Origin of the sequence: Pararhizobium sp., from assembly GCF_035497515.1 — a bacterium.
GTDB lineage: Bacteria > Pseudomonadota > Alphaproteobacteria > Rhizobiales > Rhizobiaceae > Pararhizobium.
Genome location: NZ_DATJDJ010000103.1, coordinates 57748 through 74556 on the forward strand (window position 1 = coordinate 57748; position 16809 = coordinate 74556).

A 16809-nucleotide genomic window follows, 5' to 3' on the forward strand; every position below is an offset into this window, starting at 1 on the left:
TTAGCTGACCTCACCGCTGTACCAGAACGTATCCGGCATGTAGACCCCGAGATAACAGGTCGGATCGAACCCGTAGAGGCCCTTTTCCGGAATATTGCGCAGGCGCGCGGAATGCAATACCGGCTGCAGGGTTGCATTGACGATGCCGATCGAAAAGACCTGCTGGGCATAGATGTCCAGCATTTCCGTCCAGATCCGGGTCTTGTGGTCGAGATCGGAGGCATGGTGCCAGTCGTCCAGCAGCTTTAGCAGTTGTTTGACCTCGGGGATATCCGGCGGGTCGCCCTTGGTTTCGCCGGAGAGGTAGTACATGCCCCAGACGGCCCATTGCAATTGGTCGTCGGAGGTCGGCGCCAATTGGCCGGGGTTCATGTCGGCGGTCGGAACGCCGTTTTCCATGCCGGAATACATCGACACCATGATGTCCCCGCCCATGGCGCGGCTGCGGAAAACATCGCGCTGCGAGGTCTTGATGAAGAGCTTGATGCCGATCTTCGACCAGTGATCGGTGACCAGTTCGAGCACGTCGGTTTCGAGCGTGCTTTCGCCGGCCGTCTCGACCACGATCTGCGCGACGCGGCCATCCGGCAACAGCCGCAGGCCGTCGCTGTCGCGCTCAGTCAGGCCGATCTCGTCGAGCAGTGCATTGGCCTGGTCGGGATCATGGGCGGCCCAGGCATTGGCATTTTCTTCCTTGTACAGCGGGCTTTCCGGCAGGACAGAGTCGGCGGCTTCCGTCGCCAGGCCGTAGAAGGCCACCATGTTGATTTCGTGCCGGTCGATGGCCAGCGACAGGGCGCGGCGGAAGCGGACGTCCTTGAACAGCGTGCGCCAGGCTTCGTCGCTGCAATTGAGGTTCGGCAGAAGGTTGACGCGGGAACCCTGCGTGCGCTTCCATAGGTTGACCTTGACCGGATAGCGGCTCTCTGAATCCTTCAGGAAACTGTAATCGACAAAGTCGATGCCGGTCGATTGCAGGTCGCTTTCGCCGGCGCCGGTCTTGGCCGCGATGATTTCCGAGGAACTGACGTTCAGCACGAATCTGTCGATATAGGGAAGCTGCGTTCCCTTCTCGTCGACCCGGTGGAAATAGTCGTTGCGCACGAAGACGAACTGGTCGGCCGGCGGTGCGGTCGAGTTGCGCCAGGGATCGAGCGTCGGCAGTTCGGGATTTTCCGGACGGTAGCTACGCGACATCTTGATGTGAAGATCGGCCCATTTCTTGACCTTGTACTTCTTCATCAATTCTTCGAGCTTCGCCTCGTCCTGGTAATCCGCATGGAACTGTTTCAGGTAGGCCGCCGGCAAGACGATGGACGCGGCAAGGGGCGCTGCCAGGTTGGGCAGGAAGTCGGGGTTCGGCGTTTCCCAGGTATAACGGACGGTCAGATCGTCGATGACCTCGAATACCGGCGGTTTGTCGTCGGCGAGGAAATAGGTCGGCAGGCCTCCCTTGCGCAGCTTCTTGTTGAGAACGACGTCGTTCCAGCAGTATTCGAAATCCTTCGAGGTGAGCAGGCTGCCGTCGGACCAGCGATGGTTCGGCCTGATCTTGAAGGTGAAGATCCGGCCCTCCTGGACGTCGAAGCTCTCGAGGATATCGGCCTGCAGCTGCAATTTCTGGTCATAGCCGACCAGCCGCGCATAGCCGTTCAGCGTCATCAGCCGGATATCCTTCTGGCTGCCGATCAGCATGCGCACGGTGCCGCCCGCCACGCCGGGCTCGCGGCCCATCGCAGCGACATTGACGAGGCGCGGGTTGGTCGGCAGGCGGCTTACTGCGTCGGCAGGGACCGCAGTTGCGGCCGCCGGCTGCTTGGTTGCCGTCGCTCGGGCGAGGCCGGGTATCAGGGTGGAAGCCAGCAATCCAAGGGTCGTACGGCGCTTAATCACGGTCTCAACTCCCTTATATCGGCATTTCGCCGGGCCAGAACCAGATGGCCGCCACCCAGGTCGGCGGTCGAGAGAGCGTCTTCATCATCCTCATTGGAGAACTGCCTGCCCCAACTGCGCGTGTCGGCGCCGCCGCTCGGGTTCAGTACATCGAAATCGAGGGGGCGATCGAGGTCGGGAAAGGGGACGGCTGCAAGCAGCGACTTGGTGTAGGGATGCACCGGCGTCCGCATCAGGACTTCGCGCGGAGCGATCTCGACGATCCTGCCGCCACACATGACCGCGATCCTGTCGGCCATGTAATCGACGACGGCGAGGTTGTGCGAGATGAACAGGTAGGTGAGGCCTAGTTCTTTCTGCAGATCCTTCAAAAGGTTGAGGATCTGCGCCTGGACGGACACATCGAGCGCGGAGACCGGCTCGTCGCAGATCAGGAGGTCGGGCCCGAGCGCCAGGGCGCGCGCGATGCCGATGCGCTGGCGCTGGCCGCCGGAGAAGCTGTGGGGATAGCGGTTGAGATGGCGCTCGTCGAGGCCGATCGCCTTGAGCAACGCCTTGACTGTTTCCGGGCGCGACTTGGCATTGCCGCGGCTGTGGATTTCCAAGGGTTCGCTGAGGATGTTCTGAACCGTCATACGCGGAGACAGCGAGGAAACAGGATCCTGGAAGACCATCTGAACCTTGGTGCGCAGCGTCTGCAGACCGGAACCTTCGGCTTTCAGCACATCGATCGGGCCATCGCTGCTGTTGAGCATGACCGCGCCCTGATCCGGCGTCACGGCGCGCATCAGGATCTTGCTGAGCGTGGTCTTGCCGCAGCCGCTTTCGCCGACGAGACCCAGACATTCGCCGCGCAGGATGTCGAAGCTGACGCTATCGACCGCGCGGGTTGCGCCCGCCGTATCCTTGGTAAACCAGCGTGATTTGCGCGTGGTGAATGTCTTGCCGACATCGCGCACGGACAGGAGGACATCCTGCTTCTGGCCGGCATCCGGGGGGGAGATCACGGTCTTTCCGAGCAGGCTGCTCGTATTGACGGGAACCTCGCGGAGCGCCTTCAGCCGCTCGCCGGGCTTCATGTCGAAATGCGGAACGGCGGCCATCAGGCCCTTGAGATATGGGTGCGACGGGTTGCGGAAGATCGTCTCCACCGGTCCGGCTTCCATGATTTCGCCGTGGTAGATCACCACGACCTCGTCGGCGACATTGGCGACGACGCCGAGATCGTGGGTGATCAGCAGCATGGCCATGTTGAGCTTGGTCTGAAGGCTGCGCAGCAGCTGCAGGATCTGGGCCTGGATGGTGACGTCGAGCGCGGTTGTCGGCTCGTCGGCGATCAGCAGCGACGGATTGCAGATCAGCGCCATGGCGATCATGGCACGCTGGCGCATGCCGCCCGACAGTTCGAACGGATACATGTCATAGGCGCGCGACGGCTTGGAAAAGCCGACCATGCCAAGCATTTCCTCGGTGCGTTCGCGCCGTTCGCGGGCAGAGAGTTCGGTGTGGATTTTCAAGGATTCACTGATCTGGTTGCCGACCGTATGCAGCGGCGACAGCGAGGTCATCGGCTCCTGGAAGATCTTGCCCATGCGATTGCCGCGCAGGCTGCGGATTTCGCGCCCGTCGCGCGGCATCTGCAGAAGATCGGCCGGCCTTTGCCCGGTGGCGGGATCGCAGAAGAGGATGCGGCCGCTGCAGCTTGCCGTCTTCGGCAGGATGCCCATGACCGCCTGGCTGATGACCGATTTGCCCGACCCGGACTCCCCGACCAGGGCGGTCACCTTGCCCGGCAGGACGCGCAGGCTCGCCTTTCGAACGGCATCCAGCTGCCCGCCGAACATCGCGAACGAGATCCTCAGATCCTCGATCCGCAACAGGTCCGCGCCTGAATTCATGCCAGCAGGTCCCTTGTTTCAGAGCTGCCGGCCAATCGGCAGAATATCCTTCCGGGTGTACGCCCGGCTCCATCGCGGGGAGACTATCCCACCGAAATTGGCCTGTCCATGACCCATGGCTGGTAAAGTGCACACGGATATAGCCCGGACCACGTCGCGTGCCGGGCATGAGAAACTGTAATCTTTCGAACGGGATCGTGCCTTTCAGCGTCCCGTCAGGGCAGCAGCGGCTCGCGGCCCGCCAGTCACCCCTGATCTACTGCAGCAGTTTGTTCCAGATAAGGTCGCGGGGCTGTGGTTTTCTGTTGTTGCGGTAGAGGAGCATGACCTGTTCGGCTTCGGAGCGCGTTTCGAGCGTCCGGCTCTTCACCGCCTCTGCATTGTCGAGCCTCATATTGTCCTCGCCCGGAAGCAGCACCGTCACCTTCTGGCGCACGCCGCGCAGCTTTTCCTGGCCGAGCGTCACCCAGTTGCCGCCGCAATAGGTGGCAAAGGCCTGGCTGGCGACGATCGGCTGGGTGTATTTCTTCGTCAGGCCCTGCAGCCGCTCCACCTCGTTGACGGCGGCGCCGAAGGCCGAGAAGGTCAGGCGATCGTTGAGGCCGACATTGCCGAACATCACATTGCCGACATGCAGGCCGATGCCGTAGCGGACATCGGGATGGCCGCGTTTCTGACGACCGGCATTGAGTTCCTCCATGCGCGCCGCCGCCTGGCGGGTTGCAGCCATCGCGGCGAGGGCAGCAACCTGCGACGGTTCGCGGTGGCGCCCGCAGGGATAGACGGCGAGGAATCCATCGCCGACGAAGCTCAGGATTTCGCCGCCATTGCGACTGAAGGGCGTGGCGATGGCGTCGAAGAATTCGTTCAGCGTGTCGATATAGACCTGCCGGCCTTCCTTTTCAGCAAGCACGGTCGATTGGCGCATATCGGCCATGACAAGGGCCGCGCGAATGGTTTCGCCGTCGCCGCGCCGGGTCTGGCCGGAGAGCACGCGTTTGCCGGCATTTTCGCCGAGATAGGTGGTTAGCATATTGTCGGCGAGCTTGCCGAGCACCGCCATCTTCGCCGCCACGGCCAGATTGTTCTGGATGCGCAACAGGGCCTCGATGACTGCATCGCTGAACCCGCCCTGGGCATCAGTCGACCATGAGCCGATCATGCCTTGGCCGGAGGTTTCGCCGAAGGATTGGACAAAGGCGATATAATCCGTGCAGCCCATCTCCTTCAGTTCATCGAAGATCGGGAATTCTGACGGCAAAGCCGGGTCGATCTGTCGGCGCAGATGTTCGAGATTGTTGCTCAGCAGATAATAATAGGGGCTGAGGAGAAAGCGGTCAGGCTTGTCGTCGGAAGGGTCGGCGCGGTATCCCTCGACCGTGACCCCTTGTCCCCTCAACCATGTGAAGCCCAGGGCGTCATAAAGCGGGTGGAGCATCGAAAAGCTCAGATGGACCCGGTTGAGCGGCATCCCCGACGCGGCCAGCCGCTCGCAGAAGCCGGTCACCACCGTCTCGAGATTTTCACCGTTGAGCGCGGCTTGCTGGAGCCAGTGGGATACGCGGTCCAGCAGGTGATTGGAAACATTCGCCTTGTGGATGTTCATCGTGTCTCTGTCGCTTTCCCAACGCAGCTACCTTCAGGGATATAAGGGGTGATCTCGGCAAAACCAGATTGATGGCCAATAAAAATGTGATGGCCCTCACGATTTTGGCGAAACCCCCGGGCACCGCAGTCCTTGACACCGGGCCAATTTATCCTCAACTGACCTGCATCGACCAAGCCGCATCCGCGCATCACGACCAGTCGGGAATAGTCCTTTGAATGTCCATTCTTCCTTGAGCGACACCCTTCTTTCGAAGATCAAGGCCCGCGAGGCCCATGTCGCCGTCATCGGGCTCGGCTATGTCGGCCTGCCGCTGGCGATCACCGTTGCCCGCGCCGGGTTCGCCGCCATCGGCTTCGATATCGATCCGCAGAAGATCGTCGCCATCGAAGCGGGACGTTCCTATATCGAGGCGGTGCCGGATGAGGTTCTGTCCGCCGAGACCAGGCAGGGGCGGTTCCGGGCGACCACCGATTTCGCCCGGCTTGCCGATTGCGATATCATCGTCATCTGCGTGCCGACGCCGCTGACCAAGCATCGCGATCCCGATCTCTCCTTCATCACCCGCACCTGCGACCGCATCGCCGAGACGCTGAAGCCGGGGCAGTTGATCGTCCTGGAATCCACCACCTATCCCGGTACGACGGATGAAGTCGTACGCCCGATCCTGGAGCGGACGGGGCTGAAGTCGGCACAGGATTTCTTCCTGGGATTCTCTCCTGAGCGCGAGGATCCCGGCAATCGCGATTTCCACACGTCGAGCATTCCAAAGGTTGTCGCCGGAGATGGTGAAGCGGCCTCGGCCCTTGTGATGGCCTTTTACGGGGCGGTCGTGCAGACCGTGGTGCCGGTCTCGTCGCCGGCGACGGCCGAGGCGGTCAAGCTGACGGAGAACATTTTCCGCGCCGTCAACATCGCGCTCGTCAATGAATTGAAGGTCGTCTATGAGGCGATGGGCATCGACATCTGGGAGGTGATCGGCGCCGCCAAGACCAAGCCCTTCGGCTACATGCCGTTCTATCCAGGTCCGGGTCTGGGCGGTCACTGCATCCCGATCGATCCGTTCTACCTGACCTGGAAATCGCGCGAATACGAATTGCCGACCCGCTTCATCGAGCTTGCCGGCGAGATCAATTCGGCCATGCCACGCCATGTCGTCGGACGGCTGGCCGAAGCGCTCGACATCCATCTGGGCAAGGCGCTCAGTCGGTCGCGCGTTCTGGTGATCGGGCTCGCCTACAAGAAGAATGTGCCAGATATCCGCGAGAGCCCGTCATTGAAACTGATCGAACTGATCGAGGAACGCGGCGGCAGCGCCGCCTACCACGATCCGCATGTCGCGGAAATTCCGAAGACGCGGGAATACATGGCGCTGAAGGGCCGGAAATCCGTGCCGCTCGACGAAGAGTCGATCAGGCGCTTCGATGCCGTCCTGATAGCCACCGATCATGATGCGGTCGATTATGCGGCGCTCGCCCGCTTCGCGCCGTTGATCGTCGACACGCGCAATGCGTTTTCCCGCCGGAACATCGAAGGCGGCACGATCCTCAAGGCATAGCGGCGAGGAGTTGTTTCTTCATCCGGCTGGCCGCCATCGCGTAGCCCCCGGCGGCGCCGTCGATGAAATGCATGTGATCGTGGCTGAGCGGGGTCGGCACGATGCAGGTCATCAGTGCGGAATCCTGGCGATGCAACCCATACCGGCCAATGCCGGCCTTCGTTGCATCTTCCAGGCGGGCCTCGATTTTCGCCAAACGTTCGGCATCGACATCGATCGTCATCTTCAGACCATCGTCGAACTTCCGAAAGTCGGAGTTGCGAGCCACGTCGCGGCGATACTCCTTCGGATCGAAGCGCCCGAGCGTCATGCCGAGCCGAAACAACCCGACCGTCAGCAGATATTGCCCGAGAATGATCGCCTTTTGCAGCAGCCTCTTTCCCTTCGGCGCGGCGGCCTTCGCTTCAGCAGCCATGCCGGACCGGGACAGGCCCAACTGCGGTCCTTCGGCGGCGACCGGATGGCCGTCACGCTCTACTCCGGCGGCGAGCGCGATGATATCCGAGATCAGCGCCTGAAAGGCCGGTCCGCCGGTGCCCGTCGTTGGGACAGCGATGATCGAGACGATATTACCGTGGCGGGATTGGATCGGGTTCCAGCGGCAGGACAGTCCCTTCAGGTCCGGCCGTGTCCCCGCCGGTGCCGGCGGCACGCTGAACAGCCCTTCCTTCATGCGCGCTTCCGCCCAACTGGCGCCTCCGCCGGAAAACATTGCGTAGGAGACATCGGGGCTGGCCTGGAACCTGGCGACGCGAACCTCCAGCCGAGCGGCCTGGATATCGGCAACGGGGACCAGCGCGGCGCGCAGCTTCAGTTCCAGCTCTTCCGCCACAAAGTTCTGAACGGCGCCCAACGCGTCGCGCGCCTTGGCGACAGCCGCCGGCGGCACGGCCACGAGCGCGCCGTCTCCGCCGAAGACGAAAGGCAGGTCCTGCTGATCGAGCGCGTTGAGAATGGCGGAGATGACGCTGGCGCCGGCCATGTTGACCGCCTTGTAGCGCCCAGCCTCGATCGCGCCGGTCGAATCGACGATGTCGGCCGTCGCGAGTGCCCAGTCGGCGGGCAGGGGGTGGTAATTGCTGGTGTCGGCGACGCCCTCGAAATCCACGAAGACGGGCAGGGCCTTGAAAAAGGTTTCGATCGACAAATGGTTCATGAAACGACGCTAACACATTCGATGTGGGCAGGCGACGCCGTTGGATGAAGCATTCGGTCAGAATCCCGGCAACGAATTTGTGCCTGATACTGCCGCCGTCGGGTTGAGTTTACCCATAAAATTCTCGCAGCCGTGGTCGACCCCGCAGGGGACGCCGTGTTAAGCGGGGTCGCCACGCATGAAATAGCCCGTATGAATCTGAATGAATGGATGGAATTTTATGAGCCGACTGGATGGTTTTATTTCCCGGATGAAATCGCAGCGCGCTGTGCTCAATCACATCAAGGATGAAGCGATGATCGCGCCGGATGGTATCATCCTGGAAATCGGTCTCGGCAATGGCCGCACCTACGATCATATCCGCGAGCTGTTTCCGGCAAATCGCATCATCGCTTTCGACCGGGCCATCGGCTCTCATCCCGATTCGACTCCGTCGGAAGACAACATCATCCTCGGTGATATCCGCGAGACCATCCAGCAGTTCGCGGGCAAGAATGTCGCCTTCGCCCACGCCGATATCGGCACCGCCTATCCGGAAAAGGATGCGAAGACTTTGACCTGGCTGCCGCAATCGATGGCGGCGGCGCTGATGTCCGGAGGCATCGCGGCGAGCGGCCTGCCGCTCGACCATCCGGATCTCAAGCCCCTGCCGCTGCCCGCCGACGCCGATCCCGGCCGGACCTATTTCTACCGCAAGCGGTGATCAGGGCAGAAGCAGGACATCGAACTGGTCCAGATCTATCGGCATGTCGATGACTTTCATTTCGATCGGGCCGCTTTCCAGGAAGACGATGCAGTTTTCGTAGAACCGCGCGAGATGAGCGACGAAATCCCGTGAACCGGCGGCGCCATAGAACACCGGCGAGAATTCCATGTAGAATGGCGTGCGGCGCTCCAGCAGCGGTTGCATCGAACGGGCGGCGACCGGCTCATAGCCTTCGATATCCATCCAGATCAGGCCGATCTCCTCCGGCGTGACCCCGACATCAGCGAGAATGGCGGTGACCGGCTTGACCGGCACCTTGATCTCGATGTCGCGATCGCTCTGGCGCAGCGCGCTGCTCTTGCCGTGATTGTCGGGGTGGAGGAAGAAATCGAGGGTTCCTTGGCTCTCGCCTGCCGCGCTGTTGACCGTGGTGATCACGTCTCCGAGCCGGTTCTGGGCAATATTGGTTTGCAGCAGGGAGAAATTGCGCGGATCAGGCTCGACCGTGACGATGCGACGGAAGGCCTTGCTCAGGGCGAAATAGATCGTCTGCGTGCCGATATTGCCGCCAAGTTCGAGCAGGACCGCGCCGTCGCGCAGCAGGCCGTGTCGCCGCAGCACCGAGAGCAGGCGGTCAACGTTTTCGCGCTCGAAATGGCCCTTGCGGTAGATTTTTCGGCCGATGTAGTCGTGCGGCGAGAAGGTCATCAGGTGGTCGCCGCAATCGGCGGTCATCGACAGGATCTTCGGGCTGACGGAATTGACGAGAAGCTCGCGGCCGATGCGCGTGCCGAGAAGGCGCCTTGCAGTGCGAATGCGCCATTTGCGCAGCCAGCGCTTCCAGGATTTCATCGCAAGCATGCCTTCGCCGTCTCCAGGTGTCGTCCCGTTCCTTCAACACGACATTGCGCGGGAAATGAAGGCGTTTCTTCGGAAAACGCGGATTGATTGAGCGAAAGCCGATCAGCGCGGCTTGGCCGTCGTGCCGCGCCGGACCAGCGGGCCGTCGACCTTGATGGTCATCGGGCGTGGCTGCTTGCCGTGAATGGCCATGTCGATCAGGATTTCGGCTGCCCTCTGGCCCATCTCGTAGTTCGGCAGGACGAGGGTGGAGAGGGGCGGGTGGGTATAGCGCGCCAGTTCCTGGTCGTCATAGCCCATGACCGAGAGATCCTCGGGCACCCGCAGGCCCTTTTCGGCTGCTGCTTCCATCATGCCGATCGCCATCAGGTCGTTGCCGCAGAGGATTGCCGTCGGCGGATTGTCGAGCGACAGCAGGTCGAGGCCGGCCTCGTAGCCCCGCAGGGGCAGCCAGTCACCGTCGCGCACCAGCGTTTCGTCGAAGGCGATGTCGGCGGTGGCGAGAGCCTGCTTGTATCCCTTCAGACGGTCGATCGCCGCGTCCATCCACGGTTCGCCGTTGATGAAGCCGATGCGTTTGTGGCCGAGGCTCGTCAGGTGCGCTGTCGCTGTGAAGCCGCCGGCAACTTCGCCGGGAATGATGGCCATGTGCTGGCGCGGTTCCGAATAGCAGTTGAGCAGCACGGTCGGAATGTTCTTGAGCTGCGGCGGAACCGTGACCTTGCGAGTGAAAATCGTCGCATAGATGACGCCGGCGATGGAACGGTCGCGCAGCACGGAGCGCAGGACGGCATCCTGCAGGTCGGGATTGGAGCGGGTGGCATGGGCGGATACCAGCAGGCCCTGCTCGAACGCATAGTCGCGAATGCCGTCGAGGCTGACGACCGGATGGGGACTGGTGGAGATTTCGTCGACGATGAAGGCGATCGTATCCTTCTCGACGACAGGCGCGACATCCACCTCGTTGCGAACAGCTGGTAATTTATAACCAATTTTATGAGCAGCCTCCCGGACACGCATTTGCGTCTCGGTTGAAATGCGGGCACCGGACATTTCGTTGAGAACGAGAGAGACGCTGGATTGCGACACGCCGGCGATCCTGGCGACATCCGTCATGGTTGGCCGCCCAGCTTCCCCAGCTTTATCCGGGGCTTTATTTCGACCGTTTGCCTTTGCCATCACCCTTGCTCGCTTCCGTTCCCAATTCTGCTGCACTGCAGAATAATTTTTTTGCGCCTGCTCATAAAATTAGCGCTTGACTGATAATATTATTAGCGCAAGATTTACATATGTGAAGCAGAAAAATGCTCACTGCCCGGTAGTGGAGTACCGGTAAATTTCGGAGGAGAAAACACCGATGTCTATGATTTCACGTCGCACGTTCATGATGGCTGCAACGGCCATGGGTGCGCTCGCGCTTGCTGGTTCCGTCGCCTATGCGGAATTGCCTGCGCTTGCAAAGAAAGACACGTACAAGGTCGGCTTCGCGCAGACCGAATCCAACAATCCCTGGCGCATTGCCCAGACGGAAAGCATGAAGGCCGAAGCTGAAAAGCTCGGCTATCAGCTGGTCTATACCGATGCTGCCGGATCTGCCGCAAAGCAGGTGGCTGACGTCAACTCGATGATCGCCCAGGGCGTCGACGTCATCTTCCTCGCGCCGCGCGAAGAAAAGCCGCTGATACCGGCCGTCATGGCTGCCAAGAAGGCCGGCATTCCGGTCGTCCTGCTCGACCGTAACGTCGATCAGGCCCTGGCCAAGGCTGGTGAAGATTATGTCACCTTCATTGGTTCCGATTTCATCGACGAAGGCAAGCGCGTTGCCGAGTGGCTGGCCAAGAACGCCAACGGCAAGTCCAAGATCATCGAGCTGGAAGGCACGACCGGTTCGTCGCCGGCCAATGACCGCAAGAAGGGCTTCGATGAAGCGATCACCGCTGCCGGCGGCTTCGAGATCGTCGCATCCCAGACCGGCGACTTCGCGCGCGACAAGGGCCGCCAGGTCGCAGAAGCCCTGCTGCAGGCGCATCCGGACGCGGACGTGATCTACGCCCACAACGACGAAATGGCGATCGGCGCCATTGCTGCCATCGAGGCAGCCGGCAAGGTTCCGGGCAAGGACATCCTCGTTCTGTCGATCGACGGCGGCAAGGAAGCGGTGCAGGCTGTCGTTGACGGCAAGATCAACGCCGTCGTCGAGTGCAACCCGCGCTTTGGACCGAAGGCCTTCGAAACGATGGCGCGCTTCGCTGCGGGCGAAAAGATCGAGCCATGGGTCATCAATACCGATAAGTTCTATGATGCGTCCAACGCAGCGGCGGAATTGTCGAGCGCCTACTGATCTTCCAGGACAGTGGCTCCGGCCGGTGCGGCTTGCCGCACCGGCCGGCTTTTCATGTGTAAAATATAGGGTGGAGGGAACATGCTGCTGTCCATGCAGGATATTTCCAAGGCGTTTTCCGGCGTTCCGGCGTTGCGTTTGGCCTCGCTGTCGATTGCCGAAGGCGAGGTGATGGCGCTGGTCGGCCAGAACGGGGCCGGAAAATCGACACTGATCAAGATCCTGACCGGTGTTTACCAGCGCGATACCGGCCTGATCCGGTTCCGGGATGAAGATGTCGTCTTCGCAACCCCCAGCGCCAGCCAGGCGAAGGGGATCGCGACGATCTACCAGGAAATCAACCTGGCGCCGCAGCGGTCGGTCGCCGAAAACATCTATCTTTCCCGCGAGCCGCGGAAATTTTCAGGGCTGCTCGACCGGCGCGCCATGCGCGAAGGGGCGGCTGCGGTCCTCAAGACCTTCAACCTCGATATCGACGTCGACATGCCGGTGGCGCATTTCAATGCCGCGACCCGTCAGATGATCGCGATCGCCCGCGCCGTGACGCAGAAGGCCAGGCTGGTAATCATGGACGAGCCGACCTCGTCGCTTGACGAGCGTGAAGTCGGCATCCTGTTCGACACGATCCGGACGCTAAAGAAGAACGGCGTTTCGGTGCTGTTCATCGGCCACAGGCTGGATGAACTTTACGAGATCTGCGACCGGGTCACCATCATGCGCGACGGACAGACGGTGGCGCAAAGCCCGATGCAGGACATGCCGAAGATGGAACTGGTCCGTCATATGCTCGGCAAGGAGCTCGCTGCCTTCGAGGCGATCGCGCGCGATGTCGGCAATGATGACAGCAAGCCGGTTCGGCTTTCGGCCGAGGCCGTCGGTTCGGGTGTCCGGGTCCGCGATGTCAGCCTGACCGTCCGCGAAGGCGAGATTTCCGGCCTGGCGGGTCTGCTCGGTTCGGGCCGGACGGAAACCGCCCGGATCGTCTTCGGCGTCGACAGGCTGGAAAAGGGTGCAATCCGGATCGACGGCAAGGAGCGCACCTACGCCGAGCCGGCCGACGCCATTGCCGATGGTATCGGCCTGGTTTCGGAAGACCGCAAGATCGACGGCATCGTGCCGGACATGAGCATCCGTGAAAACATGACGCTGGCGCTTCTTCCCAAGCTGAAGAAGGCTGGCATCGTCGACCGCGCCCGCCTGCAGGAGATCGTCACGCGCTACATCAAGGCGCTCGGCGTCAAATGCGCCTCGCCGGATCAACCGATCAAGGAACTGTCGGGCGGCAACCAGCAGAAGGTTCTGCTTGCCCGCTGGCTGTGCACCGACCCGCGTATCCTGATCATTGATGAACCAACCCGTGGCATCGATATTGGCGCCAAGGCGGAAATTCTGAAGCTCCTGCGCAGTCTCGCCGATGAAGGATTGAGCGTTCTCATGATATCCTCCGAACTGGAGGAGCTTCTGGCTGCGGCCGACCGGGTGACGGTGCTGAGCGATGGACGATCCGTTGCGGTGTTGAAGAGAAACGAACTCAGCGAGACGGCGCTTCTGTCCGCCATGGCTCATCAGGTGAACTGACATGACGACGATCGATACATCCGCTCCCGCAGGGCGCGCCAATCGGCTGAACGCCGCACAGCTTCTCAGCCGATACGGAACATTTGCCGCATTCATAGTGCTTTTGCTGTTCAATCTGATCGTAACGCCGAACTTCCTGTCCTGGCAGACGCTCAACGTCAATCTCACCCAAGTGGCGACCATCGTCATCGTCGCCGTCGGCATGACGCTGGTCATTGCGACCGGCGGCATCGATCTCTCCGTCGGTTCGCTGATGGCGATTGCCGGTACGGCCGCGCCGATGATCTTCATGGGCCAGTTGCTGCCGATCGAGAACATGGGCGTCCTGATCATCCTGTCCTTCGTTCTGCCGATCCTGCTCGTCATGGCCTTCGGCTGGTTCAACGGCTTCCTGGTGACAAGGTTCTCGATCCAGCCGATCGTCGCGACACTGGTGCTGTTCATCGCCGGTCGCGGCCTTGCCCAGGTGGCGACCAACGGCAACCTGCAGGTCTTCAAGAATCCGGACTTCCAGTTCATCGCCATGGGCCGCATCGCTGGCGTCCCGGCGCAGGTCGTCGTCATGATCATCGTTGCCATCCTTGCCCATTGCCTGATCCGCTACACCGTCATCGGCCGGCAGATCATCGCCGTCGGTGGCAACGAGAAGGCGGCACGGCTGACCGGTATTCCGGTGCGTCGGGTCAAGACCTTCGTCTACGTGATCAGTGGCGCAACGGCCGGCCTTGCCGGCCTGATCGTCGTGGCGCGCAACTCCGCCAGTGACGCCAACCTGGTCGGTCTCGGCATGGAACTGGATGCGATCGCAGCGGTCGCCGTGGGTGGGTCGCTTTTGACCGGCGGGCGCGCCAACATTCTTGGCACCGTGCTCGGCGCCTTCGTCATCCAGCTGGTGCGTTATACGCTGCTGGCCAATGGCGTGCCGGATGCGGCGGCCCTCATCGTCAAGGCGGGACTGATCATCGTCGCCGTCTTCATCCAGCAACGCGCCGACAAGGCGTAACGGACATGACCTCCATGCTGAAAACACTTTCCCGGCTGTTCGTTGCCAAATCCTCCGGCGATTTCGCCCGCCTTGGCGTCCTGCTGGCGCTGGCAGGTCTCATCCTGTTCGGCGCGCTGCGCTACGACAACTTCATCTCGCCGTTCAACATCCTCAGCTTCCTGCGCTACAATTCGATGTTCGCGCTGATCGCGCTCGGCATGGCCTTCGTGATCATCACCGGCGGCATCGACCTGTCGGTCGGCGGCGTGGCGGCGATGGCGAGCGTGGTGGCGGCCTACCTGTCGCCCTATGGCTGGTTTCCCGGTCTTGCCGGCGGCATTCTTGCCGGTCTCGTGGCTGGCTCGATCAATGGCGTCATCATCACCCGACTGCGCATCCAGCCCTTCATCGCGACCCTTGCGATGATGCTGGCGGCCTACGGCACGGCGCTTCTGCTCGCCAACAACCAGTCCGTCTCGGTCTCCTATGACACCGGCTTCACGACCATCGGCCAGGACGACTTCCTCGGCTTCCCGATCCCCGCCTGGATTGCCGGTGTCTGCTATGTGCTCGGCTGGATTTTCCTGGAGCGGCATCCGGCCGGCCGGCATGTGCTGGCGATCGGCGACGGCGAGGCGACGGCCAACCTGATGGGTCTGAAGGTCGACCGTACCCTGTTCGCCGTCTATGCGCTGTCGGGCGTGCTGGCTGGCCTCGCCGGCGTCATTCTCGCCTCGCAATTCGGGGCAGGGCAGCCGACCGAGGGCGTGGGCTGGGAACTCTTCGCCATCGCCTCCGTCGTGGTTGGCGGCACGCTTCTGACCGGCGGTTCCGGCTCGGTCGGGGCGACGCTTGCCGGTGCGCTGCTGCTGGCCATGGTCTTCAACATCCTCAATTTCGAAAATGGCCTCGGCTGGATCTCGCTGTCAGCCTATTGGCAATCCGTCATCCGCGGCGCTTTCCTCCTGATCGTCGTCGTTCTGCAGGCGCGGCTGATGAAGAAGACCGAGGCTTAGGGCTTCGTCTCCCATTCGCTGATGACATGACGCGCTCGGGCAACCGGGCGCGTTTTCGTTTGCCCGGCATGCGTCATACCGCAAGCGCAAGTCGAATTGGTGCAACGCCGCATCGAACCTCGCTTGACAAAGTTTTTCATGGAGTGAAAGTTCTTTCACGAAAGATAAAAATATCAGGAGATGATAAAAATTGCATCGCGAGGGCGGAACATGGCGGTGAATGGCGGCTCCCTGCGGGACGACGAAACGAGCATGGCGACACGTGCGGCGTGGCTGCATTATGCCGGTGGTCTGACGCAGTCCGAAGTCGCCAAGCGCCTCGGCCTTTCCTCGCTCAAGGCGCATCGGCTGATCCAGCGGGCCAACCAGGAAGGCCTGGTCAAGGTCTATATTGACGGTGAAGTTTCCGAATGCGTCGAGCTCGAGCAGAAATTATCGACGCGCTATGGCCTGGATTATTGCGAGGTTGTGCCGGATTTCGATCCGGAGGATCTGCCGTTGAAGGCGCTCGGCATTTCCGGCGCGCAATTCCTGAAGCGCGAGATCGAGAGGGAAGGTCCGGTGCTGATCGGCATGGGCCACGGCCGGACCTTGGCTGCCTGCGTCGAATATCTGCCGCGCACTGCCAACAACAGTGTCCGCTTCGTGTCGCTGCTCGGCGGTCTGACGCGCAAGTTCTCGGCCAATCCGCATGACGTGATCCACCGCCTGGCGGAGCGCACCGGCGCAGAAGCCTATGTCATGCCGGTTCCGTTCTTCGCCAACACCATCGAGGACCGCGACGTGCTGTTCAACCAGCGCGGTGTCAGCGAAGTCTTCGATCTCGCCAGCAGCGCCGACCTGCTCCTGGTCGGTATCGGCACGGTCGAACGCGAGGCATCACTGGTCGCCACCGGCATGATCGAGAAGAGTGAACTCGAGGAAATCAAGAAGGGTGGCGGCGCCGGCGAACTGCTCGGCCATTTCTTCGACGACAAGGGCCTGCCGATCGAGACGTCGCTGTCCAACCGGACCTTCACGCTTAGCCGCGCGGATTTGAGCAACCGCAGGATCGTTGCCGTCGCTGGCGGCAAGGTCAAGGCGCGTGCCATCCGCGCGGTGCTCGAAAGCCGCCTGTTGAGCGGCCTGATCACCGACGAGAAGACTGCACATACGCTGATGGAGGACACCGCCTGACGGAACTCCACTGACGACCATGACGGCTGGGACAT

Annotated in this window: 13 protein-coding genes; 7 read left to right on the forward strand and 6 right to left on the reverse strand. The window is 61.6% G+C overall.

From position 1 onward, the window contains the following. From VL202_RS10520 to VL202_RS10530, 3 genes are all read right to left on the reverse strand, one after another. Nucleotides 1-1893, reverse strand: a complete 1893-nt coding sequence (locus tag VL202_RS10520; RefSeq protein ID WP_325464059.1) for an ABC transporter substrate-binding protein — start codon at nt 1891-1893, stop codon at nt 1-3. Then, complete coding sequence (locus VL202_RS10525; RefSeq protein ID WP_325464060.1) at nt 1890-3791, reverse strand: ABC transporter ATP-binding protein; 1902 nt, start codon at nt 3789-3791, stop codon at nt 1890-1892. The genes VL202_RS10520 and VL202_RS10525 overlap by 4 nt, the downstream gene beginning before the upstream one ends. Nucleotides 3792-4047: 256 nt before the next feature. Next, on the reverse strand, nt 4048-5397 hold the full coding sequence (locus tag VL202_RS10530; protein ID WP_325464061.1) for an adenylate/guanylate cyclase domain-containing protein: 1350 nt from the start codon (nt 5395-5397) through the stop codon (nt 4048-4050). Nucleotides 5398-5629: 232 nt separating this feature from the next. Between VL202_RS10530 and VL202_RS10535 the strand changes: the two genes are divergently transcribed. Then, nucleotides 5630-6955 (forward strand): nucleotide sugar dehydrogenase, encoded by a 1326-nt coding sequence (locus VL202_RS10535; protein ID WP_325464062.1) that lies wholly within the window; start codon nt 5630-5632, stop codon nt 6953-6955. On the opposite strand, the gene VL202_RS10540 is transcribed toward VL202_RS10535, so the two are convergent. Beyond that, nucleotides 6945-8111, reverse strand: a complete 1167-nt coding sequence (locus tag VL202_RS10540) for a DUF3095 domain-containing protein (RefSeq protein WP_325464063.1) — start codon at nt 8109-8111, stop codon at nt 6945-6947. The genes VL202_RS10535 and VL202_RS10540 overlap by 11 nt on opposite strands. Nucleotides 8112-8331: 220 nt before the next feature. Here VL202_RS10540 and VL202_RS10545 point away from each other — a divergent pair, with 220 nt between their 5' ends. Then, nucleotides 8332-8814: a class I SAM-dependent methyltransferase gene (locus tag VL202_RS10545; protein ID WP_325464064.1), complete on the forward strand. Its 483-nt coding sequence runs from the start codon at nt 8332-8334 to the stop codon at nt 8812-8814. Here VL202_RS10545 and VL202_RS10550 read toward each other — a convergent pair whose 3' ends face one another. Together VL202_RS10550 and VL202_RS10555 are read right to left on the reverse strand one after the other, a co-directional pair. Then, nucleotides 8815-9678: an FkbM family methyltransferase gene (locus VL202_RS10550; RefSeq protein WP_325464065.1), complete on the reverse strand. Its 864-nt coding sequence runs from the start codon at nt 9676-9678 to the stop codon at nt 8815-8817. Nucleotides 9679-9780: 102 nt separating this feature from the next. Beyond that, complete coding sequence (locus VL202_RS10555) at nt 9781-10857, reverse strand: LacI family DNA-binding transcriptional regulator (RefSeq protein WP_325464066.1); 1077 nt, start codon at nt 10855-10857, stop codon at nt 9781-9783. A 178-nt stretch (nt 10858-11035) separates the two neighbouring features. Between VL202_RS10555 and VL202_RS10560 the strand changes: the two genes are divergently transcribed. The 5 genes from VL202_RS10560 (at nt 11036) to VL202_RS10580 (ending at nt 16774) form a co-directional block, all read left to right on the forward strand. Continuing rightward, complete coding sequence (locus VL202_RS10560) at nt 11036-12019, forward strand: ABC transporter substrate-binding protein (protein ID WP_325464067.1); 984 nt, start codon at nt 11036-11038, stop codon at nt 12017-12019. Nucleotides 12020-12100: 81 nt separating this feature from the next. Continuing rightward, entirely contained in the window at nt 12101-13597 is a 1497-nt protein-coding gene (locus tag VL202_RS10565) for a sugar ABC transporter ATP-binding protein (protein WP_325464068.1), read from the forward strand. Between the two features lies 1 nt (nt 13598). Continuing rightward, nucleotides 13599-14600 carry an ABC transporter permease gene (locus tag VL202_RS10570; RefSeq protein WP_325464069.1) on the forward strand — a complete coding sequence of 334 codons (1002 nt, stop codon included), beginning with the start codon at nt 13599-13601 and terminating at the stop codon, nt 14598-14600. A gap of 5 nt (nt 14601-14605) precedes the next feature. Beyond that, entirely contained in the window at nt 14606-15598 is a 993-nt protein-coding gene (locus VL202_RS10575) for an ABC transporter permease (protein ID WP_325464070.1), read from the forward strand. Between the two features lie 210 nt (nt 15599-15808). Further along, entirely contained in the window at nt 15809-16774 is a 966-nt protein-coding gene (locus VL202_RS10580) for a sugar-binding transcriptional regulator (RefSeq protein ID WP_325464071.1), read from the forward strand. Nucleotides 16775-16809: the final 35 nt, after the last annotated feature.